This window comes from Streptomyces sp. RLA012 (assembly GCF_056270325.1).
This window is the reverse complement of sequence record NZ_JBWDPA010000002.1, coordinates 8,497,128-8,519,248: the sequence shown is the minus strand read 5'-3', so window position 1 is coordinate 8,519,248 and position 22,121 is coordinate 8,497,128. Positions and strand designations below refer to the sequence as shown.

Here is a 22,121-nt window from a genome sequence, read left to right as displayed (position 1 = left end):
GCGATGGCCCGAAAGGCACGACCAGGAGGGGCGACGCGATGGCAACCATGGTCGACGTGGCGGCGCACGCGGGGGTGTCCGTGGCGACCGTCTCCCATGTGCTCAACGACACGCGCCCCGTGCTGCCCCACACGCGCCAGGCCGTCCTGGACGCCATCGAAACGCTCGGCTACACGCCCAACACCCTGGCCCGTTCGCTGGTCACCTCGCGCACCCGGTCGATCGGACTCGCGGTGTCGGCGATCAGCAACCCGTACTTCACGGAAATCCTCCAGGGCGTCGAGGCCGGCTCCCTGGAGCACGGCTACAGCCTGCTGCTCGCCGATCCGCACGACGACCCGCGGCACGAGCGCAAGGTCGTCCAGCTGCTGCACGAGCGACGCGTCGACGGCCTGATCGTCGCACCCTCGGCGGATCCTGACGCACTCCTGCGCTACCTCGGCAAGCACGACGTGCCGACCGTGTTCCTGGACCGGCTGGTCAAGGCGCCGGCCGACCGCCCGTCCTTCCGCTTCGACCAGGTCTGCGCCGAGAACGCGGAGCCCATGGCGCGGCTGGTCACACATCTCGCCGAACGGGGCCACCGACGCATCGGACTCGTCGCGGGCCTGCCCGGGCTCAGCACCACGGCCGAGCGGATCTCCGGCTACCGCCACGGTCTCGCCGCCGCCGGGCTCCCCTACGACGAACGACTGGTGGCGCACGGTGACTCCGAAGCGGCGGCCGCCGAGCGCGCCACCGGCACCCTGCTGTCCCTCGCCGCCCCTCCCACCGCGCTGGTCACCGGGAACAACGCGATGACCATCGGCGCCCTGCGCACCCTGCGCGAGCACAGTCTGTCCGTCCCGCACGACCTGGCACTGTGCTGCTTCGACGACTTCGCCTGGGCGGATCTGTTCGAGCCCCGGCTGACCGCGATCTCCCAGCCCAGCAAGGAGATCGGGGCGCAGGCCGTCCGACTGCTCCTGGAACGGCTGGCCGCGCCGGGCCGCGCCGCCCGCACCGTGCGGCTCCCCTGCGCCTTCGTCCACCGCACCTCGTGCGGCTGTCCGGAACCACCCAGGGAGCCCCCCAGGAAGCCCGGCCCGCCCTGGCGCACTCCCCAAGGCGCCACGAGCAGCCCCACAAGCCCCCCGGGAAGCCCCATGAGCTCCCCGAGTTCCCCGAATCCAACGAACCCCGAGAGCCCCGAGAGCCCCGAGAGCCCCGAGAGCCCCGAGAAAGGATCCCTGTTGTGATCGTCGTCGCCGGTGAGGCACTGATCGACCTGGTACCGCAGGGCGCGGGCGCGCTCGTGAGCCTGCGGCCGGCGCGCGGTGGCGGCCCCTACAACACGGCCGTGTCACTGGGCCGCCTCGGCTCCCCCACCTCTTTCTGCTCCCGGGTCTCGTACGACTCCTTCGGCGAGGCACTCCTGGGCGGGCTGCGTGAGGCGGGCGTCGACGTGTCCTCCGTGCAGCGCGGTACGGAGCCGACGACCCTCGCGGTCGCCTCCATCGACGCGGACGGCTCCGCCGCGTACTCCTTCTACGTCGAGGGGACGGCCGACCGCCTGTTCGCGGCGCCGGACCAGCTCCCGGACTCCACCAGGGCGGTGTCCTTCGGCACCTGCTCGCTCGTACTGGAGCCGGGCGCGAGCGCCTACGAGGAGCTGATGCGAACCGCCGCCGCGCGCGGCGTGTTCACCACGCTCGACCCCAACATCCGGGCCGGGCTGATCCCCGACGCGGACGCCTACCGGGCCCGCTTCAAGAGCTGGCTGCCGTCGGTGTCCCTGCTCAAGCTCTCCGAGGAGGACGCGCTGTGGCTGGGCGGCACCCCACGTGAGTGGCTGGCGTCCGGTCCCGCGGCGGTCGTGATCACCCAGGGCGGCGACGGGATGACGGTGTTCACCCAGGACGGCTCCGTCCACTCCGTGCCCGGCGAGCCGGTCGAGGTCGTGGACACCATCGGCGCGGGCGACACGGTGAACGCGGCCCTGCTGCACGGCCTGGCCGCGCGGGACGCGCTGTCCGCGGCGGCACTGGCCGGCCTGGGCGCCGACGGCTGGAGCGAACTGCTGCGGTTCGCGGCCCGCGCGGCGGCGATCACCTGCTCACGAGCGGGCGCGGAACCCCCGTACGCCGCTGAACTCGGCGCTCCCTGAGCCAGCCGGATCCCTCCTCTTGGCCCAGACCGACGGGTCTGTCCCCGACGACCGGCGGGGACAGGAACAGTGACAGGGCAACCGACCGGGCAACGGACGGTGCCCCACGGGGAGTTCTCGTGGGGCACCGTCCTTTTGGAACTTGGCAGGCCTTGTACCAAGGCCGCTTGACTCAGGCCTTGCGGGCCCGCGTGGTCTTCTTCGCGGGAGCCGCCTTCTTCGTGACCGTCTGCTTCCCGACGGTCTGCTTCGTGGCCGCGACCGCCTTGTTCGTGGCCGTGTTGTTGACGGCCTTCGTGGTCGTCTTCCTGGCCGTCGACTTGGCCGCGACCGCTTTCTTGGCCGCCGTCTTGCGAGGGGCCGGCACGGAGGCGGCGTCGCTGACCCGGTCCGCGCCCAGGATCTCGCGCAGGAACTTGCCCGTGTGGCTGGCCGGAACCCCGGCGACCTGCTCGGGCGTGCCCTCGGCGACGACGAGACCACCGCCGTTGCCACCCTCCGGGCCCATGTCGACGACCCAGTCGGCGGTCTTGACGACGTCGAGGTTGTGCTCGATGACGATGACCGTGTTGCCCTTGTCGACCAGGCCGGAGAGCACCGTGATCAGCTTGCTGATGTCATCGAAGTGCAGACCGGTGGTCGGCTCGTCCAGCACGTACACCGTGCGGCCCGTGGAGCGCTTCTGCAGTTCGCTCGCCAGCTTGACGCGCTGCGCCTCACCGCCCGACAGCGTCGGCGCGGACTGGCCGAGCCGGACGTAGCCGAGACCGACGTCGTTGAGCGTCCTCAGGTGGCGGGCGATCGCGGGGACGGCCTCGAAGAAGCCGAGGGCCTCCTCGATCGGCATGTCGAGGACCTCGGAGATGGACTTGCCCTTGTAGTGGACCTCCAGGGTCTCCCGGTTGTAGCGCGCCCCGTGACAGACCTCGCAGGGGACGTACACATCCGGCAGGAAGTTCATCTCGATCTTGATGGTGCCGTCGCCGGAGCAGTTCTCGCAGCGGCCACCCTTGACGTTGAAGGAGAAGCGGCCGGGCATGTAGCCCCGCACCTTCGCCTCGGTCGTCTCGGCGAACAGCTTGCGGACGTGGTCGAAGACCCCGGTGTACGTCGCCGGGTTCGACCGGGGGGTTCGGCCGATGGGTGACTGGTCGACGTGCACGACCTTGTCGACCAGGTCGTCGCCCTCCACGCGCGTGTGCCGCCCGGGGACGTTCCGGGCGCCGTTGAGCTCGCGCGCCAGGTGCGTGTACAGGATGTCGTTCACGAGCGTCGACTTGCCGGAGCCCGAAACACCCGTGACCGCCGTGAGCACGCCCAGCGGGAAGGACACATCGATGTCCTGGAGGTTGTTCTCGCGGGCGCCGTGCACCGTCAGCCTGCGGCTCTGGTCTGCCGGCCGGCGGACGTCCGGGAGCGGGATCTCCTTCTTGCCCGACAGGTACTGGCCGGTCATCGACTCGGCGTTGTCGAGCAGCTCCTTCAAGGGACCGCTGTGCACGACCTTGCCGCCGTGCTCGCCCGCGCCGGGGCCGATGTCGACGACCCAGTCGGCGACCTTGATGGTGTCCTCGTCGTGCTCGACGACGATGAGCGTGTTGCCCATGTCACGGAGTCGGACGAGGGTCTCGATCAGCCGGTGGTTGTCGCGCTGGTGCAGACCGATGGACGGCTCGTCGAGGACGTACAGGACGCCGACGAGGCCGGAGCCGATCTGGGTGGCCAGGCGGATGCGCTGGGCCTCGCCGCCGGAGAGGGTGCCGGCCGCGCGGTTCAGCGACAGGTAGTCGAGGCCGACGTCGACCAGGAAGCGCAGCCGTTCGTTGACCTCCTTCAGGACACGCTCGGCGATCTTCTTGTCGCGTGCGTCGAGCTTCAGCTCGCCCAGGAAGTCCGCACAGTCGCTGATCGACATCGCGGAGACCTCGGCGATCGACTTCCCCATGACTGTGACGGCGAGGATCAGCGGCTTGAGGCGGGTGCCCTCACAGGTGGGGCAGGGCACCTCGCGCATATAGCCCTCGAAGCGCTCGCGGCTGGCGTCGCTCTCGGCCTCGCTGTGCCGCCGCTTGACGAAGGGGACGGCCCCTTCGAAGGCCGTGGTGTAGACACGCTCGCGCCCGTACCGGTTGCGGTAGCGCACCTCGATCTGCGTCTTGTGGCCGTAGAGCAGGGCCTTCCTGGCGCGCTGCGGCAGACCGGCGAAGGGGATGTCCGTCCGGAATCCCAAGGCGTCCGCGAGAGCGCCGATGAGCCGCCCGAAGTAGTCCTTGGTGTGCCCGTGCGACCAGGGGTGGATGGCGCCCTCGTCGAGGGACTTGTCCTCGTCCGGGACGATCAGCTCGGGGTCGACCTCCATGCGCGTACCGATACCCGTGCACTCGGGGCAGGCGCCGAAGGGCGAGTTGAAGGAGAAGGAGCGGGGCTCCAGCTCCTCGAAGGACAGATCGTCGTACGGGCAGTACAGGTGCTCCGAGTACATGCGCTCGCGCTCGGGGTCGTCCTCGGGGAGGTCGACGAAGTCGAGCACGACCATGCCGCCGGACAGGCCGAGGGCGGTCTCCACGGAGTCGGTGAGGCGGCGCTTGGCGGAGTCCTTCACCGTGAGACGGTCGACGACCACCTCGATGGTGTGCTTCTCCTGCTTCTTCAACGTGGGCGGCTCGGTGAGCTGGATCGTCTGACCGTCGACCCTGGCCCGGCTGTACCCCTTGGTCTGGAGATCGGCGAAGAGGTCGACGAACTCGCCCTTGCGCTCGCGCACCAGCGGCGAAAGGACCTGGAAGCGGCTGCCCTCCGGCAGCTCCAGAACCCTGTCCACGATGGCCTGCGGCGACTGGCGCGTGATGGGCCGGCCGCACTCGGGACAGTGCGGCTTGCCGATGCGCGCGAAGAGCAGACGCAGGTAGTCGTAGACCTCGGTGATGGTGCCGACCGTCGAGCGCGGGTTGCGCGAGGTCGACTTCTGGTCGATGGAGACCGCCGGGGAGAGGCCCTCGATGAAGTCGACGTCCGGCTTGTCCATCTGGCCGAGGAACTGCCGGGCGTACGAGGAGAGCGACTCCACGTAACGCCGCTGCCCCTCGGCGAAGATCGTGTCGAAGGCCAGCGAGGACTTGCCCGACCCCGACAGGCCCGTGAAGACGATGAGCGAGTCGCGCGGGAGGTCGAGCGAGACATTCTTCAGATTGTGCTCGCGCGCTCCACGGACGATGAGACGGTCGGCCACGCCGGTCCGCACCTTTCTTGAGAGAAGTGACAGGGGCCGAGGCCCCCGTCTTTCTCAGACTAGGGGGAGCCACTGACAGCGCCGGTTGCTTTCCCTGGTTCACAACAATCCCGGACCATCCAGCATGCCCGACGCCGCATCCGAGGGTATAGCACGTGCATTCGATTTGCGGGGGTGGTGGACCACCTTCACCCGAACGTGTGGCGGGGCTAGGGTCGACCTCATGATTGATCATGTGCGCGACCTGGCGTCTGTACGTGACGCGACCGAACGGCTGCTCAGCGCAGCCGCCGAACTGGACAACGCTTCCGCCGCCGAGCCGTCACGGCTGCCGGGCTGGAGCCGGGGGCATGTGCTCGCCCACCTCGCCCGCAACGCGGACGCGCTCGTGAACGTCCTCGCCGGGCGCCCCATGTACGCCACCGGTGAGGCCCGCGACGCCGACATCGAGCGGGACGCGCCGCGCCCCCTGGACGCCCAGCTCACGGACGTGCGCGAGAGCGCGGCCCGGTTCCAGGAGGCGGGGGCCGCGCCCGCGGACTGGTCGCGCACGGTGGAACTGCGCAACGGGGTCGTCGACTCCGCGGCCCGGGTGCCGTTCCGGCGCTGGGTCGAGGTCGAGCTGCATCACGTGGATCTCGGGATCGGGTACGAGCTCGAAGATCTTCCGGAGGAGTTCGCGGAGCGGGAGATCGAGTTCCTCGCCGACCGCTTCACGGGACACCCCGAAGTGCCGTCCACCCGGATCACGGACTCCACGCGTGCGTGGAGCACGGGACGCGACGCCGAGGGCGACGCCGAGGTCACCGTGACCGGTTCCGCACCGGAGCTGCTCGGCTGGCTCTCCGGCCGCCGCGACGGTTCGGGGCTGAGCACCGGCGGCGGGCCACTTCCGGTGCTTCCCCCGCTATAGGCTGCGGTCATGACGTACAGCGGAGCGGTGAAGGTCGGCGGACCCGCCGATGTGCACGAGCTGCAGAACCTGATGATCTCCAAGGTCGCGGTCGGCCCCATGAACAACAACGCCTATCTGCTGCGTTGCCGGGCCACCGACGAACAACTGCTGATCGACGCGGCCAACGACGCCGGCACGCTGCTCACACTGATCGGTGACGACGGCATCACGTCCGTCGTCACCACCCATCAACACGGCGACCACTGGCAGGCGCTCGCGGAGGTCGTGACGGCCACGGGCGCCCGTACCTACGCGGGCCGGGACGACGCCGAGGGCATCCCGGTGCCGACCGACGTCCTCGTCAACGACGGCGACACGATCCGGGTGGGGGACGTGGAACTCACCGCGCGCCATCTCGTGGGTCACACGCCGGGCTCGATCGCCCTCGTCTACGACGACCCGCACGGGCACCCCCATGTGTTCACCGGGGACTGCCTCTTCCCCGGTGGTGTGGGCAACACCCACAAGAACCCGAAGGCGTTCGCCAGTCTCATCCACGACGTCGAGACGAAGATCTTCGACGTACTGCCGGACGAGACCTGGGTCTACCCGGGGCACGGCAACGACACGACACTGGGCGCCGAGCGGCCGCAACTTCCGGAGTGGCACGCGCGGGGTTGGTGAACACGCGCCCCGTGTGAATCGAGCACACGCGCCGGTGCCACGCGCGCGCTCCCGGCGCACGCGGTGGTGCAGTCCACTGGAAGCAGCCCCGCACAGGTAGACGGCTCCTGATGCGGAACGGGCCGCCGGCCTTCGATCCCCGCCCTCGGCCGGCGGCTCCGGCGAAGTCGGGCGAAGCAAGCCGGAGCAACCGGCAGAGCGACCGGCCGCCCCTCGGCAGGACCCGTCACCGAGGCTCCCCGGTAGGACAATCGGCCGGGCTTCTCATCGAGTGTTCACACGACCGCAACACCCGTTCCCACGATGCGAACATTTGCCGCTGTGACCTCGACAAACGGCATACCGCACTGTCACTCTCCCGCCATGCATCTCGCCCAACGCGCCCTGCGCCGCACCGCGTCCGCCGCCACCGTCGCCCTGCTCGCCGTCGCCGTGGGCTGTGCCCCGCAGCCGGAGGACAAGGCATCCGCCAAGGCCTCCGGGACAACCGGGGAAGCCTGCGCGAAGGGCGCGTTGGGCACCCAGACGTCCGGCAAGCTGACCATCGCGACCGACGAGCCCGCGTACGAGCCGTGGTTCAAGGACGACAAGCCCGCCAACGGTCAGGGCTTCGAGTCGGCGGTCGCGTACGCCGTGGCGAAGCAGCTCGGCTACGACAAGGACCATGTCGTCTGGCAGACCGTCCCCTTCAACAAGGCCTTCGCGCCCGGCGTGAAGACCTTCGACTTCGACATCAACCAGGTGTCCATCAGCGCCGAGCGCAAGAAGGCCGTGGACTTCTCGTCCGGCTACTACGACGTCCGCCAGGCCGTCATCGCGCTCAAGGGCTCCAAGGCCGCGAAGGCGAAGGGCATCGCGGACCTCAAGGGCGTGAAACTGGGCGCCCAGGTCGGCACCACCAGCCTGAACTACATCAACGACGTGGTGAAGCCCACCCGGCAGCCGGCCGCGTACGCCAAGAACGACCAGGCCAAGTCCGCGCTGAAGAACGGCCAGGTCGGCGCCATCGTGGTCGACCTGCCGACCGCCTTCTACATCACGGCGGCCGAGGTCACGGACGCGAAGATCGTCGGGCAGTTCGAGAACACCGGCGGCACGCCCGAGCAGTTCGGGCTCGTCCTCGACAAGGGCAGCGCGCTGACCTCGTGCGTGACGAAGGCCGTGGACACCCTGCGCCAGGACGGCACCCTCGCCTCGATCGAGAAGCAGTGGCTGTCCGAGGCCGTCGACGCTCCGGTACTCAAGTGACCGTCGCCAAGGAGCAGTCGGGAGAGGACTCCGGCGAGGGCGACATGCCCGAGGCGTACGTCCCGTCGCGGCGGCGGATCGAGCGGGAGCGCTACAAGCGCACCCGGGCCCGCCGCGCGACGGCGATCGCCGCGCTCTCCACCCTGGTCACCGGCGTTGTCCTCTACCTCGTCGTCGTCAGCGCGCCCGGCTGGCCGCGCACCAAGGAGACGTTCTTCAACGGACAGTACGCGCGCGAGGCCTTCCCCAAGGTCCTCGAAGGGCTCTGGCTCAACGTCCGGCTGCTTCTGATATGCGGCGTCGCCGTCCTCGTCCTCGGCATGCTGATCGCCGTCGCCCGCACCCTGCGCGGCCCGGTGTTCTTCCCGATCCGGGCACTGGCCGCCGCGTACACGGACTTCTTCCGCGGACTCCCGCTGATCATCAACCTGATGATCGTGGTCCTCGGCGTCCCGGCCCTGCGGCTCCAGGGCGTGACGGTCGACCCGGTACTGCTCGGCGGCACGGCGCTGACCCTGACGTACTCGGCCTACGTCGCCGAGGTGTTCCGCGCCGGCATCGAGTCCGTCCACCCCTCGCAGCGCGCCGCGGCCCGCTCGCTCGGGCTCACCAACCGGCAGGCTCTGCGGTACGTCGTCCTCCCCCAGGCCGTGCGCCGCCAGGTGCCGCCGCTCCTCAACGACCTGGTGTCCCTCCAGAAGGACACCGGGCTCGTGTCGATCGGCGGCGCGGTGGACGCGGTGCGCGCCGCGGACATCATCGTGGGCCGCAGCCTCAACTACACGCCGTACATCGTCGCGGGACTGGTCTTCGTCGCCCTGACCATCCCGATGACCCGCTTCACGGACTGGATCACGGCCCGGATGGACCGCCGTCGAGCCCAGGGAGGGACCATATGACCGGCACTCCGGTACTGCGGATGGAGTCCGTCCGCAAGACCTTCGGCGACTCGGTCGTCCTGCGGGACGTCGGCCTGGAGGTCGCCCCGCACACGGTGACCGCGCTGATCGGCGCCTCCGGCTCCGGCAAGTCGACCCTGCTGCGCTGCGCGAACCTCCTGGAGGAGATCGACGACGGCGCGATCTGGCTGGACGACGAGGAGATCACCGACCCACGGGCCGACCAGGACGCCGTACGCCGCCGGATCGGCGTGGTCTTCCAGGCGTACAACCTCTTTCCGCACATGACCGTGCTGGAGAACATCACGCTCGCCCCGCGCCGTGTGCACGGCGTGGACCGTGCGAAAGCCGAGGCGCACGCCCGTGAGCTGCTCGAACGGCTCGGGCTCGGTGCCAAGGCCGGAGAGTATCCGGACCGGCTGAGCGGTGGCCAGCAGCAACGGGCCGCGATTGTCCGCGCACTGGCCGTACGTCCTCGGCTGCTGCTCCTCGACGAGATCACCGCCGCCCTCGACCCGGAGCTCGTGGGCGAGGTCCTGAGCGTCGTGCGGGACTTGAAGGGCGAGGGCATGACCATGGTGCTGGCCACGCACGAGATGGGCTTCGCCCGCGAGGTCGCGGACCAGGTCTGCTTCCTGGACGGCGGTGTGGTCCTCGAACGCGGCACGGCCGAGGAGGTCTTCGGGAGCCCGCGGCAGGAGCGCACCCAGCGGTTCCTGCGCCGGATCGTGGAGGCGGGGCGGCTCTGAGTCGCGCCTCGGTGGCGGCGCGGATCAGGCGAGCAGCTCACTGCCCCGGGGTATCTCCGCCCAGCGCCGCGGCGGCCCCTCGACCGCGCGGCGGTCCGTGACGCGTACGCCGCCCCGGTGCGAGGCGTACGCGACTTCGTGGGCGCCCCACATGCCGGACGGCTTGTCCCGCCGCCAGAAGCGGTACAGCCAGTGGAGGCCGGGCTCGTCCCCGAACACGAAGCCGATCTCCTCGTGGCACTCGCTGCGACCGTCGCGCGAGAAGTCGCCGAAGGTGCCTCCCTTGGCGTTGAAGTAGAGCCCGTAGGCGGTGGTGCCGGGTGAGAGGGCGTTGAGCACGTGCGGCGTGCTCACCCGGAAATGCGCGGGGTGTATCAGAACGCATCCCCCGGGTACTCCGGTGACGCCCACGAAGCGCTCGGCGAGCTCATGGTCGTCGGGATCGAACCCGTGCGGCCCGGTGCCGTACCGACCCGGCTCCCGGTCGAGATCGAGTACGGGAGTGGCGGCCGGATCGGCGCCCAGGCGGCGGATCGCCGTCTCCTCGTCGATCTCCGCCACAAAGGCGATCGAATGGCCTCCGAGATGGATGTCGTGGAAGACGGCGGCCCTGAGGTCGGCGTCCTCCTGCGCGGCGCGCTCCTCCGGAGTGAGCGGCACGGCGTTCGGCAGCGCCTCGAACAGCGGGGCCAGCTCCGTGGTGAGGGCGAGGCGCCCCGGTGACCGGCCGCCCGTCTGGGGGCTCCAGGCGTCCGCGCCCGCGGCGAGCAGCAGCTCCGCGCGCCCTGCGGCCGTGGCAGACCGCCTCCCACAGCGGGGTGCGTCCTTCCCGCGCTTCCACCTCCACGTTCTCGACGTGCCGCAGGAGTTCGGCGACGACCTCGGGCACGCCGTGCTCCGCGGCGTGGTGCAGGGGGTCTCCCCGGACCAGGAGTCGAGTTCCGCCAGAGGGTCGGCTCCGTGCGCGAGGCGTGCCCTGACGAGGTCGACGTCCTGCCATCCCGCGTGGCCCATGGCCTTCCAGTCCCCGCGCTCCCGCTGCGGCGGAGGAGCGGCCGGTCGGCCGCCACGTCGCCTCGCAGGGCCGACGACGGCCTGCGCCATGATCTCCGAAGGGCCCGTGCTGACGACCGTGAAGGCCTCGGGCTCGTCTCCGTGCTCTTCAGGGGGCGGCGGTGCGGTCTCCGGCCGGATCCGCACCACGTCGGCGGCCGCGGCCCGCAGCGCCGTCGCGTCGATCTCCGTACGCGTCTCGGGCACACCCTGGTCGGGCCATTCGACCACCAGTTGCATGGACCCTTCCGGGGGCAACTGTGAGAGATGCAGCTCGACTTGGTGGTGGAACCCGCCGCCGCCTCCGCCCTTGAGCCGGAGCGTGGGCCGGGGCGGTGCTTCCTTGGGCGCGGGCCGCACCTGCCAGGCGGTGAGCATGACGCGCACCTCAGGTCCGGCGCCGAGCTCGATGACCTGCGGCAGCTGGGCGGGCACGAACCAGTCCGCGGGCGCCAAGGACTCGTCCGCACGCGGTGGGTAGCTGCCCAGTCGGTGGTGTGTCTCCGGCTGCGGCTCGTCGGGCGGGTCGGGTTCGATCAATCCGTCGAAGAAATCCATGACTTGATCGTGGCACCCGCCACCGACAATCGGACTCCGCGCATCCGCTTGCCCCGTCGTCAGGCGTCCGCCTGCCCCGTCCCCGCCAGCGCCGCGATCCGTTCCACCGCGAACGCGTATCCCTGCACCCCGCACCCCGCGATGACCCCGTCGGCCCGCCGCGAGACGTACGAGTGGTGCCGGAACTCCTCGCGCCGGTGGATGTTGGAAATGTGGACCTCCACCACCGGAAGGCCGTCACAGGCGTTGAGCGCGTCCAGGATCGCGACGGAGGTGTGCGAGTAGGCGGCCGGGTTGATCACGATCCCGGCGTGGTTCAGGCGCGCTTCGTGGATCCAGTCCACCAGCTCACCCTCGTGGTTCGACTGACGGAAGTCCGCCGTGCCGCCGTGCGCGGCCGCCGCCTTGGCGCACAGGGCCTCCACGTCGGCGAGGGTGTCCGAGCCGTAGATCTCCGGCTGGCGTTGTCCGAGGAGGTTCAGATTGGGCCCGTTGAGGATCATGATCGGGGCGTTGGCGAGGGTGCGGGGCACAGTTCCTCCGGTCCTTCCAGGTCTGCCGGCCCGTTGAGGACCGCTGCTCGGACCCGGTTTATCACGGTGCGAAGGGGAGCTGACGGCCCGTACCCTCCCGTCATGACCGCGCCCGCGTACCCTCCCAAGCCCTCTCCCGGAGACCGGATGGCCGTGATCTCGCCCTCCGCCGGCCTGCCCGGGCTCTTCCCCCTCCCCCACGAACTGGGCCTGGAGCGGCTGCGCAAGGAGTACGGCCTCGAACCGGTCGAGTATCCGGCGACCCGGAAGATGGGCGCCACGCCGCGGGAGCGGGCCGACGACATCCACGCGGCCTTCGCCGACCCCGACGTCAAGGCGGTCATGGCGTCGATCGGGGGCGAGGACCAGATCACCGTGCTGCCGCTGCTGGACCGGGAGTTGATCCGGGCGCATCCGAAACCGTTCTTCGGGATGAGCGACAACACGAACCTGCTGGCGTATCTGTACAACACCGGGATCGTCGGCTATCACGGTGCGACCGTGATGACCGCGTTGGGCCGGCCGGGTGCCCTGGATCCGCACACCGCCGAGTCCCTTCGGGCGGCGCTGTTCACCTCGGACGCGTACGAACTCGCCCCCGCCGAGCGATGGGGCGACGTCAACCGCGACTGGGCGGACCCGGCGACCTTCGACGCGGAGCCGGAGACCCGGCCCGGCACCGGATGGACCTGGCTGAACACCGACCGGCTGGTCGAGGGGCGCGGTTGGGGCGGCTGCCTGGAGATCGTCGGCTGGCTGCTGATGGCCGACCGCGAGATCTCGCACGACCTCTCGGTGTACGAGGGCGGAGTGCTGTTCCTGGAGACCTCGGAGGAGATGCCGAGCGCCACGGAGGTCTTCCGCACACTGCGGAACATGGGCGAGCGCGGGCTGCTCCAGCGTTTCTCCGCGCTCCTGATGGGCCGCCCCAAGACCTGGTCCTTCGAGCACCCCAACAGCCCGGAGGAAGGCGCTCGTTACGCCGCCGAACAGCGCGAGGCCGTGCTCCGCGCCATGCGGACGTACGCTCCCGACGCCCTGATCGTCTTCGACGTCGACCTCGGTCACACCGACCCTCAACTCGTCATCCCCTACGGGGGCACGATCCGCGTCGACGGCCCCGCCCGGCGCATCACCGTCACGTACTGACACACGTCGCGCTCCCGCACGCCCCCCGTAACTCTTGGTCACCGTGGGTAGTTGACGCGGCATGCACGACGTACGCACCGTAAGCGCGCCCTCCATGCTCCGGCTCGCGGCCGCCTCGCTCGCCGGGACGGCCATCGAGTTCTACGACTTCTTCGTCTACGGGACCGCGGCCGCCCTGGTCCTCGGTCCCCTGTTCTTCCCGACCTTCTCCCCACTGGCGGGGACGTTGGCGGCCTTCGCGACGTTCGGTATCGGGTTCGTCGCACGCCCTCTCGGTTCCGTGCTGTTCGGGCACATCGGGGACCGGCGCGGGCGGCGGCCGGTACTCGTCGCCTCGTTGTTGCTGACCGGCGCGGCGACCGTCGCGGTCGGCTGTGTACCGACGTACGACTCGATCGGTACGGCCGCTCCCGTGCTCCTTCTCGTGCTGCGTTTCCTGCAGGGCCTCGGGCTCGGCGGGGAGTGGGGCGGGGCGGTGCTGCTGATCGCCGAGCACGCTCCCCCCGAGCGGCGCGGGCTGTGGTCGAGTTTCCCGCAGATCGGCCCCTCCGTGGGGTTCGTGCTGGCCAACGGAGTGATGCTGGTGCTGTCGGCCACACTGTCCGACGCGCAGTTCGCGGCGTGGGGGTGGCGGGTGCCGTTCTGGGCCGCGGGCGTGCTCGCGGCGGCGGGGCTGTGGCTGCGCAGCTCACTCGCGGAGAGCCCGCGCTTTCTGGAAATGGAGGACCACGCGCGCGTGCCGCTCGCCGAGGTGGTGCGCGACCACTGGCGGCTCGTCCTGCTGACGGCCGGTGGACTCGCGGTCGGCTACGCGGTGTTCTACGCGGTGACGACCTGGGCGCTCGCCTACGGCGTCGAGCGGCTCGGGGTGAGCCGCACCGTCATGCTGGCCTGCATCATGGCCGCCGTGGTGGTGAAGGGCTCCGTGACACCCGTGGTGGCCCTTCTCGGCGACCGCTACGGGCGGCGGCCACTGTGTCTGGTGGGCTGTGCGGCCTCGGCGCTGTGGATGTTCCCGATGATCGCGCTGCTGTCCACCGGCGAACCCCTGCTGATGTTCCTGGGCTTCCTGGTGGCTCTGCTCGCGTTCATCACGATGTTCGCCGTGATCGCCGCGTATCTGCCGGAGTTGTACGAGCCTCGGGTGCGCTGCACGGGCGCGGCGGTGGGCTACAACCTGGGCGGAGTCCTGGGTGGCGCGCTCACGCCCATCGTGGCGACGGCGGTGGCCGAGGGAGAGCGGGTGCCCTGGGGAGTGGCCGCCTATCTGACGGGCATCGCGCTGCTCAGCCTGGGGTGCTTCGCGCTGCTGCCGGAGACCCGGCCGGTTCCCCGGCTGGCCGTCGCACCGGCCACGGAGTGAACACCGGCCGCGGAACGAGCACCGGCCACGGTTCCGGCCGGTACTCCTCGGCCGCTGGGCCTCGGTTGCTGAGCCTTGGCTGCTGAGCCAGCGCCGACTGCCGAGCCGGCTTCGGTCAGGGGTTGACCGCCAGCTCCAAGTACGCCGCGAACAGCACCAGGTGCACGCCTCCCTGGAGGGGTGTCGCGCGCCCGGGTACCACCGTCAGGGAGCTCACCACCACGGTGAGCACGAGCAGCACCATATGGGTGGGGCCGAGGCCCAGCACGAGCGGGCCGGAGAGCCAGACGGAGGCCAGGGCGACCGCGGGGATCGTCAGGCCGATGCTGGCCATCGCGGAGCCGAGGGCCAGGTTCAGGCTGGTCTGCACCCGGTCGCGACGGGCCGACCGGAGCGCGGCGATGGTCTCGGGGAGCAGTACGAGCAGCGCGATGATCACGCCGACCACGGACTGCGGCATGCCGGCCGCCTCGACCCCGGACTCGATGGTGGGCGACACGCCCTTGGCCAGGCCGACCACTCCGACGAGGGCCAGAGCGAGCAGCCCCAGACTCACGCCGGCGTCACGAGCGGACGGGGCGTCGGCGTGGTCGTCCACGTCGATCACCACACCCTGGCGAGTGATCGGGAGGAAGTAGTCGCGGTGGCGCACGGTCTGGGTCGTCACGAACAGGCCGTACAGCACGAGTGAGGCGAGCGCGGCGAAGGTGAGCTGGGCCGTGGAGAACTCCGGGCCCGGCTTGCTGGTGGTGAAGGTCGGGAAGACCAGGCTGAGCGTGGCCAGCGTCGCGACGGTCGCCAGAGCGGCGCCGGTGCCCTCCGCGTTGAAGACGGCGAGCCCGTGGCGCAGGGCGGCGACGAGCAGGCACAGTCCGACGATGCCGTTGCAGGTGATCATCACGGCCGCGAACACCGTGTCGCGGGCGAGGGTGGAGCTCTTGGCGCCGCCGTCCGCCATCAGGGTGACGATGAGGGCCACCTCGATGATCGTGACGGCGACGGCGAGGACGAGGGAACCGAAGGGTTCGCCGACCCGGTGCGCGATCACTTCGGCGTGGTGGACGGCAGCCAGCACCGCCCCGGCAAGGACCAGTGTCACCAGCACGACAACCGCGGCGGGCAGGTCGCGCCCCCAGGTGAAGACCAGCAGGACCACCGCGACCGCTGGCACGACGGCTGTCCACTGTGCCAGGAGTGACCGGAGCCGAACGATCATGCAGCGATCGTCGCAGGCGTGGCCGGGCCCCGCATTCCGGTGATCGTCCGGCCGGTCACCGGGAGGTGTGCGGGGTGCGGTACCCCGCACACCTCCCAGGGGCGGTGGTTGTCACCGCCGACGTGGTCAGACGTCGATGCTCTTCGTCGGAGCCCCCTGAGCGCCCTCGGCGGCCTCACGCGCCGCCTGCTTCCTGGAGGCGATCAGGCTGGTGATCGTCGTGACGACCAGGACCGCGCAGATCACGCCGAGCGAGACCGGTATGGAGATCTCGGGGACGTGGACGCCGGACTCGTGCAGCGCGTGCAGCACCAGCTTGACGCCGATGAAGCCGAGGATGACGGACAGACCGTAGCTGAGGTGGACCAGCTTCCTGAGCAGGCCGCCGATCAGGAAGTACAGCTGGCGCAGACCCATCAGTGCGAACGCGTTGGCCGTGAAGACGATGTACGGGTCCTGGGTCAGGCCGAAGATCGCGGGGATGGAGTCGAGCGCGAAGAGCACGTCCGTGGTGCCGATCGCGAGCATCACGACCAGCATCGGCGTCATGACGCGCTTGCCGTTCTGCTCGATCCACAGCTTGGTGCCGTGGTAGCGGTCGGCCACTCCGAAGCGCTTCTCGGCAGCCTTGAGCAGCTTGTTCTCCTCGAACTCCTCCTCCGGCTCGTCGGCCCGGGCCTCCTGGATCAGCTTCCAGGCGGTGTAGATGAGGAACGCGCCGAAGATGTAGAAGACCCAGGCGAAGTTGGAGATGATCGCGGCGCCCGCGGCGATGAAGATCGCACGCAGGACGAGCGCTATGAGCACACCGAAGAGGAGCACCCGCTGCTGGTACTGCGTGGGCACCGCGAACTTCGCCATGATCAGGACGAAGACGAAGAGGTTGTCGACGCTCAGCGACTTCTCGGTGATGAAGCCGGCGAAGAACTCACCGGCGGGCTCGCCGCCGGAGAAGACGAGTAGTCCCAGTCCGAACAGCGCGGCCAGAACGATCCAGACGATCGTCCAGATTCCGGCCTCCTTGATCGATACGTCGTGCGGCTTACGGCCGATGAAGAAGTCGACCGCGATGAGGGCGGCAAGGCCCATGATCGTGAGGACCCAAAGGGTCACGGAAACATCCACTGCGCCTCCGGCAGTAGTAACGGCAAATGTCAGCGTCGTCGCTACCGGAGGTCTCTTCCACCCGTGACAGGAGTGGCGCGTGATACGCCAGCTGCCCACGGGCCGACGCCCCGGGATCTGGCCAGATCCGTATTGACGGGTACGCCGCAGCAGGTAGGGAGTACTTCCCTCCGTACGAAAAAGAGTACCCGAATCGCCAAGTAAAGGTAAAGAGATTAGTAAAAGAAGAACCAAATCCCCTGGTCAGAGGCACTTTACGGATGCTTGGTGAAGTGCCCGCGAGGTCAGCGGTTCCAGGGGCGGCGGGCCGCCGCGACCTGCGAGAGGACCTGCTGGAGCACCTGACTGCCCGGCGGGACGAGCGCGGGCTCGTACGTCCAGGCATGTCCCACCCACGGGTCGGCGAGGTGGTCGTCGGGTACCGGGGTGAGTCGCAGCAGCGAACGCCAGAGGGGGTCGAGCAACGGTCCGTAGGCGGCGGCGTCCTCCCGGTCGGCCACCATCATCAGATGGACGCCGACGGCAGGTCCCTCGTCCGCGAGATAGCGCAACTGCGTCACGGCGCGGTCGTCGAAACCGTGCGGAAAGTCGTTGACGATCAGCAGTTGCTCGGCGGTGTCGAGGTCCGGCGGCAGCGAGTCGGCTGCACCACCCCGCACCGCCATCTGCACCAGGTCGACGCGCTGGGTGAGGCGGGCCAGGACGTCGGCCACACCCGCGGCGCCTGCGGCGGGCGGGCCTTCGAGCACTCCGGAACGCACCAGTGGCACCAGGGACGGGGCTCCCGAACCGGCCGGGTCGATGACATGCACCGTGAACTCGCCCGCGGGGTAGACGGCGAGCAGCCGCGCGGCGTGCGCCACCGCCGTGTCCATGGCCAGGCGGTGCAGTTCATCGGCGTCGGCGAGCGAGTCGTCGAGGCCGGCCCGTCCGCTGTCGATCCACAGGCCGCGCTCAAGAGGCAGCCGGACCAGCATCGGAATGCTCAGGCCCTCGCTCTCGGGCAGCCGGAGGTCACCGAGACGCAGTGCCATGGGGATCTCCATGGGCACCCGGTAGCCGTGCCAGACCGGGCTGTCCCAGCGCGCGTACGCCGCGGGCAGCGCGGGCTCGACGACTTCGGCCTCGGCGGTGAGCTGGGCGAGGTCCCGGTCGAGCGCCGCGCGGGCCTGGTCGACCAGCTGGGCGTGCTTGGCCTGGGCCGCCTCGCGCGCGGCGTCGCCCTGTCCGCCGATCCGGCTGCGCGGGTCGGAGAGGACCTTGTCGAGCTCCTGCTCCATACGCGAGTCGGCGAAGTCGACGGCGCTACGGTAGGCGGCCGTGGTGCGTGCCAGGTCCTCGAACATGCCCCACACCTGGTTGTAGAGCCGCTCCTCCATGGACCAGCCGGTCGCGTCGCCCGCGACGGGCTGTGCGGGCCGGCCGGGCGGGGCCGGTGGTGCGGTCGGTGGCGGTGTGGGCGGCGCCGTGGTCTGGCGGCCGGGATGGCTGTAGTCGACCGGGCCGCCGCCTGTGGGCGCGGACGGCTGGCTGACGGCGGAGGGGTCGGGCTGCGCGGATCCTGCCGCGTAGCCAGACTGCGGCACGGTGGCACCCTCCGGGTAACCCGTCTGCGGCGGCACGGCTCCTTGCGGAGCGGGCGCGTCGTACGGGGACTGCTGCGGCGCTACGGTCCCGGAGGCGCCCTGTGGTCCGGCGTACGGCTGGTCCGGTCCCGGGGCCGAGGCGGCCGCCTGTCGTGAGCGGTCCGTGTCCGCCGTGCGCGGTGGGGGTGCCGACACCGAGCGTGCCAGTCCCTGGGCCACCGCTTCGTTGATACTGCCTGCGAGTTGCCGGGCCTGGGGCAGGCCCTGGTCGGTGAGGAGTTCGGCGAGGCCGCCCGCATACCCCTGGCCGACCGCGCGCACCTTCCAGGCGCCCTGTCTGCGGTAGAGCTCCAGGGCGACGACGGCCGACTCGGCGTCCAGGCCGGTGATCGTATAGCTGGCGACCTCGGAGCCGTCGAGGCCGGTGACGGCGACGAAGGGGGCGGCGACGGCACCGAACCGCACGGGGCCGCCGACTCCCGTCGGCAACGCGAGCAGCACATGGACGCGGTGCACGGGCTCCGGCAGGGCATCCAGATCGAACGCGAGGCGGTGGTCGGCCGCCGCCTGCTTGGAGACCTCGAGGCCGGGCAGGGTGGGCGCGCCCGGGTGGGCCACCCATTCGACGCCCCGGACCTTGCCCTGCTCGTCACCGAGCGTGGCCCCGGCCACGATCGGCCTTCCGGCCGATACGCGGACCTCAAGACGGACCTGGGAGAGCGGGTGGTTCTGTCCCCGGACCAGCTCGGCCGTCATCGCCTTGTCCCCCTGTGTCGCTTCGTGTGCCGCGCGCCGGGCCGCCTACAGGTGCGGCAGGATCGCGGGCATCAGGTCCTGGAACGTACGGCCGTTGGCCGGAGTACCGAGGGCCGTCATCTGCCAGCCCGCGCCGGCGCGGTGCACCTTCGCCATGATCTGGGCGGTGTACTGGCCGCCGCCCGCGAGCGTGTAGCGGGCGAGCTCCTGGCCGTTGGTCTCGTCGACCAGGCGGCAGAACGCGTTCTGCACTTCCTGGAACGTCTGGCCCGTGAAGGAGTTCACCGTGAAGATGATCTGGTCGATGTGGACCGGGACGCGTTGGAGGTCGACGAGGATCGCCTCGTCGTCGCCGCCCTGGCCCACGCCGCCGACCAGGTTGTCACCGGTGTGTCGCACGGAGCCGTCGTCGCTGACGAGGTGGCGGAAGAACACCACGTCGACGGGCTGCTTGTCCGCGAACAGCACGGCGGAGGCGTCGAGGTCGATCTCCCGGGTGCGCGAGCCGAAGAGGCCGCGCCGGGGAGCCGCCTGCCAGCCGAGCCCCATGCGCACCGCGGTCAGGGTACCCCCGTCCTTCTTCTGCAGGCTGATGGCCTGGCCCTTGGTCATGTTGACCGTCACGCGCTGTTCCCCTCTCAGGCTGTCCCCTGTTGCCGCGGAGTCCGCGGATGACAAGAACACTACGCAGCGCCACCGACAGTGCCGAACCCTGGGGCGCGCTTTGTGTCGGTCTTGCAACACAGCGCGTATATGCCGAGGTCCGGCACGGTCGGCGGGGCCTCAGGCCAGGCCCGCCTCCTTCATCTGACGCAGTTCCTTCTTCATCTCCGACACCTCGTCGCGCAGCCGGGCCGCGATCTCGAACTGGAGGTCGGCCGCGGCCGCCCGCATCCGCTCGGTCATCTCCTCGATCTGCCCGGCGAGTTCGGCCGCCGGGCGGTCGGTCGGCACCGCGTCCTTGGCCTTGCCCTTGGCGGACTTGGCCGCCTTGCCGCCGAGCGAGGGGACGGGTGCCTTGGCTCCCTTGCCGTCCTTGCCCTTGCGGTAGCCCGAGCCGAGCAGCTGTTCCGTGTCGACGTCCTCGCGGGCGATCTGCGCCACGATGTCGTTGATCTTCTTGCGGAGGGGCTGCGGGTCGATGCCTCTCTCCTCGTTGTACGCGACCTGCTTCTCCCGGCGGCGGTTGGTCTCCTCGATGGCCTTCTCCATCGCCGGGGTGATCCGGTCGGCGTACATGTGGACCTGGCCGGAGACATTGCGCGCCGCGCGGCCGATGGTCTGGATCAGCGAGGTGCCCGAGCGCAGGAAGCCCTCCTTGTCGGCGTCGAGGATCGACACCAGGGAGACCTCGGGCAGGTCGAGGCCCTCACGCAGCAGGTTGATGCCGACCAGGACGTCGAACTCACCCGCGCGCAGTTCCCGCAGCAGTTCGACGCGGCGCAGGGTGTCGACGTCGCTGTGCAGATAGCGCACCTGGATGCCGAGCTCCAGGAAGTAGTCCGTAAGGTCCTCGGCCATCTTCTTGGTGAGCGTCGTGACCAGGACGCGCTCGTCCTTCTCGGTGCGCTTGCGGATCTCGTGCACCAGGTCGTCGATCTGACCTTCGGTGGGCTTGACGACGACCTCGGGGTCGATCAGGCCGGTGGGGCGGATGATCTGCTCGACGAAGCCGTCACCCCGCGAGAGTTCGTACTTCCCCGGGGTCGCCGACAGATAGACGGTCTGCCCGATGCGCTGCTGGAACTCCTCCCACTTCAGGGGACGGTTGTCCAGCGCGGAGGGCAACCGGAAGCCGTGGTCCACGAGGGTGCGCTTGCGGGAGGCGTCACCCTCGTACATGGCACCGATCTGCGGGACCGTGACGTGCGACTCGTCGAGGACGAGCAGGAAGTCGTCCGGGAAGTAGTCGATCAGTGTGTTCGGTGCGGAGCCGGGTTCGCGGCCGTCGAAGTGCATCGAGTAGTTCTCGACGCCGGAGCAGGAGCCGATCTGGCGGAGCATCTCGATGTCGTACGTAGTGCGCATGCGCAGGCGCTGGGCCTCCAGGAGCTTGCTTTGCTTCTCCAGCTCGGCGAGGCGCTCGCCCAGCTCCTTCTCGATGTCGTTCACCGCGCGCTCCATGCGCTCGGGGCCCGCCACGTAGTGGGACGCCGGGAAGACGTAGACCTGGTTGTCGTCGCTGATGACCTCGCCGGTGAGCGGGTGCAGCGTGGAGAGGGCCTCGATCTCGTCGCCGAACATCTCGATACGGACGGCGAGCTCTTCGTAGACCGGGAAGATCTCGATGGTGTCGCCGCGGACCCGGAAGGTGCCGCGTGCGAACGCCACGTCGTTGCGCGTGTACTGGATGTCCACGAAGCGGCGCAGCAGGTCGTCGCGGTCGATCTCGTCGCCGACCTTGAGGCTGACCATCCGGTCGACGTACTCCTGCGGCGTACCGAGGCCGTAGATGCAGGAGACCGAGGCGACCACGATGACGTCGCGGCGGGTGAGCAGCGAGTTGGTCGCGGAGTGGCGCAGTCGCTCCACCTCCTCGTTGATCGAGGAGTCCTTCTCGATGTAGGTGTCGGACTGCGGGACGTAGGCCTCGGGCTGGTAGTAGTCGTAGTACGAGACGAAGTACTCGACCGCGTTGTTCGGCAGCAGCTCGCGGAACTCGTTCGCCAGCTGGGCGGCCAGCGTCTTGTTCGGTGCCATGACGAGCGTGGGGCGCTGGAGCTTCTCGATCATCCACGCGGTGGTGGCGGACTTGCCGGTGCCGGTCGCGCCCAGCAGGACGACATCCTTCTCACCCGCGCGGATGCGCTCTTCCAGGTCGGCGATGGCCGCCGGCTGGTCACCGCTCGGCTGGTAGGGGCTGACGACCTCGAAGGGCGCCACCGAACGTTCGATCTTTGATACGGGCCGCATGTGTTCCACCGTACGACCC

17 protein-coding genes are annotated in these 22,121 nt (G+C 69.9%); 9 read left to right on the top strand and 8 right to left on the bottom strand.

The features are described 5' to 3' along the window. Positions 1–38: 38 nt before the first annotated feature. Both RV986_RS39050 and RV986_RS39045 read left to right on the top strand, forming a co-directional pair. The gene (locus tag RV986_RS39050) at positions 39–1,238 is read left to right on the top strand and encodes a LacI family DNA-binding transcriptional regulator (protein ID WP_475921899.1); all 1,200 of its coding nucleotides are present in this window, start codon (positions 39–41) and stop codon (positions 1,236–1,238) included. Continuing rightward, the gene (locus RV986_RS39045; RefSeq protein WP_475921898.1) at positions 1,235–2,146 is read left to right on the top strand and encodes a carbohydrate kinase family protein; all 912 of its coding nucleotides are present in this window, start codon (positions 1,235–1,237) and stop codon (positions 2,144–2,146) included. Before RV986_RS39050 ends, RV986_RS39045 begins: the two co-directional genes overlap by 4 nt. A gap of 172 nt (positions 2,147–2,318) precedes the next feature. On the opposite strand, the gene uvrA is transcribed toward RV986_RS39045, so the two are convergent. Then, positions 2,319–5,375, bottom strand: a complete 3,057-nt coding sequence (gene uvrA, locus RV986_RS39040) for an excinuclease ABC subunit UvrA (protein WP_475921897.1) — start codon at positions 5,373–5,375, stop codon at positions 2,319–2,321. Between the two features lie 223 nt (positions 5,376–5,598). Here uvrA and RV986_RS39035 point away from each other — a divergent pair, with 223 nt between their 5' ends. The 5 genes from RV986_RS39035 (at position 5,599) to RV986_RS39015 (ending at position 9,850) form a co-directional block, all read left to right on the top strand. Next, entirely contained in the window at positions 5,599–6,288 is a 690-nt protein-coding gene (locus RV986_RS39035) for a maleylpyruvate isomerase family mycothiol-dependent enzyme (RefSeq protein WP_475921896.1), read from the top strand. 9 nt (positions 6,289–6,297) lie between these two features. After that, on the top strand, positions 6,298–6,954 hold the full coding sequence (locus tag RV986_RS39030) for an MBL fold metallo-hydrolase (RefSeq protein ID WP_475921895.1): 657 nt from the start codon (positions 6,298–6,300) through the stop codon (positions 6,952–6,954). Between the two features lie 363 nt (positions 6,955–7,317). Beyond that, positions 7,318–8,202 carry an ABC transporter substrate-binding protein gene (locus RV986_RS39025; protein WP_475921894.1) on the top strand — a complete coding sequence of 295 codons (885 nt, stop codon included), beginning with the start codon at positions 7,318–7,320 and terminating at the stop codon, positions 8,200–8,202. Next, on the top strand, positions 8,199–9,101 hold the full coding sequence (locus tag RV986_RS39020) for an amino acid ABC transporter permease (protein ID WP_475921893.1): 903 nt from the start codon (positions 8,199–8,201) through the stop codon (positions 9,099–9,101). Before RV986_RS39025 ends, RV986_RS39020 begins: the two co-directional genes overlap by 4 nt. Then, positions 9,098–9,850 carry an amino acid ABC transporter ATP-binding protein gene (locus RV986_RS39015; RefSeq protein ID WP_475921892.1) on the top strand — a complete coding sequence of 251 codons (753 nt, stop codon included), beginning with the start codon at positions 9,098–9,100 and terminating at the stop codon, positions 9,848–9,850. Before RV986_RS39020 ends, RV986_RS39015 begins: the two co-directional genes overlap by 4 nt. Positions 9,851–9,874: 24 nt before the next feature. Here the strand turns inward: RV986_RS39015 and RV986_RS39010 are convergent, their stop codons facing one another. Then, positions 9,875–11,461 carry an ankyrin repeat domain-containing protein gene (locus tag RV986_RS39010; RefSeq protein WP_475921891.1) on the bottom strand — a complete coding sequence of 529 codons (1,587 nt, stop codon included), beginning with the start codon at positions 11,459–11,461 and terminating at the stop codon, positions 9,875–9,877. Between the two features lie 59 nt (positions 11,462–11,520). Beyond that, positions 11,521–11,994, bottom strand: coding sequence for a type II 3-dehydroquinate dehydratase (aroQ, locus tag RV986_RS39005; protein ID WP_475921890.1), 474 nt, complete (start codon positions 11,992–11,994; stop codon positions 11,521–11,523). Between the two features lie 102 nt (positions 11,995–12,096). Here aroQ and RV986_RS39000 point away from each other — a divergent pair, with 102 nt between their 5' ends. Further along, entirely contained in the window at positions 12,097–13,143 is a 1,047-nt protein-coding gene (locus tag RV986_RS39000; RefSeq protein ID WP_475921889.1) for a S66 family peptidase, read from the top strand. Between the two features lie 94 nt (positions 13,144–13,237). Continuing rightward, positions 13,238–14,506, top strand: a complete 1,269-nt coding sequence (locus tag RV986_RS38995; RefSeq protein WP_475921888.1) for an MFS transporter — start codon at positions 13,238–13,240, stop codon at positions 14,504–14,506. Between the two features lie 115 nt (positions 14,507–14,621). Here RV986_RS38995 and RV986_RS38990 read toward each other — a convergent pair whose 3' ends face one another. From RV986_RS38990 to uvrB, 5 genes are all read right to left on the bottom strand, one after another. Further along, positions 14,622–15,722, bottom strand: a complete 1,101-nt coding sequence (locus RV986_RS38990; protein ID WP_475921887.1) for a calcium:cation antiporter — start codon at positions 15,720–15,722, stop codon at positions 14,622–14,624. Positions 15,723–15,848: 126 nt separating this feature from the next. Next, entirely contained in the window at positions 15,849–16,847 is a 999-nt protein-coding gene (locus tag RV986_RS38985; protein ID WP_475921886.1) for a TerC family protein, read from the bottom strand. 284 nt (positions 16,848–17,131) lie between these two features. Further along, positions 17,132–19,189: a TerD family protein gene (locus RV986_RS38980; RefSeq protein WP_475921885.1), complete on the bottom strand. Its 2,058-nt coding sequence runs from the start codon at positions 19,187–19,189 to the stop codon at positions 17,132–17,134. Positions 19,190–19,234: 45 nt separating this feature from the next. Beyond that, positions 19,235–19,813, bottom strand: coding sequence for a TerD family protein (locus tag RV986_RS38975; RefSeq protein WP_475921884.1), 579 nt, complete (start codon positions 19,811–19,813; stop codon positions 19,235–19,237). Positions 19,814–19,972: 159 nt separating this feature from the next. After that, positions 19,973–22,102, bottom strand: a complete 2,130-nt coding sequence (uvrB, locus tag RV986_RS38970; RefSeq protein WP_475921883.1) for an excinuclease ABC subunit UvrB — start codon at positions 22,100–22,102, stop codon at positions 19,973–19,975. Between the last annotated feature and the right edge of the window lie 19 nt (positions 22,103–22,121).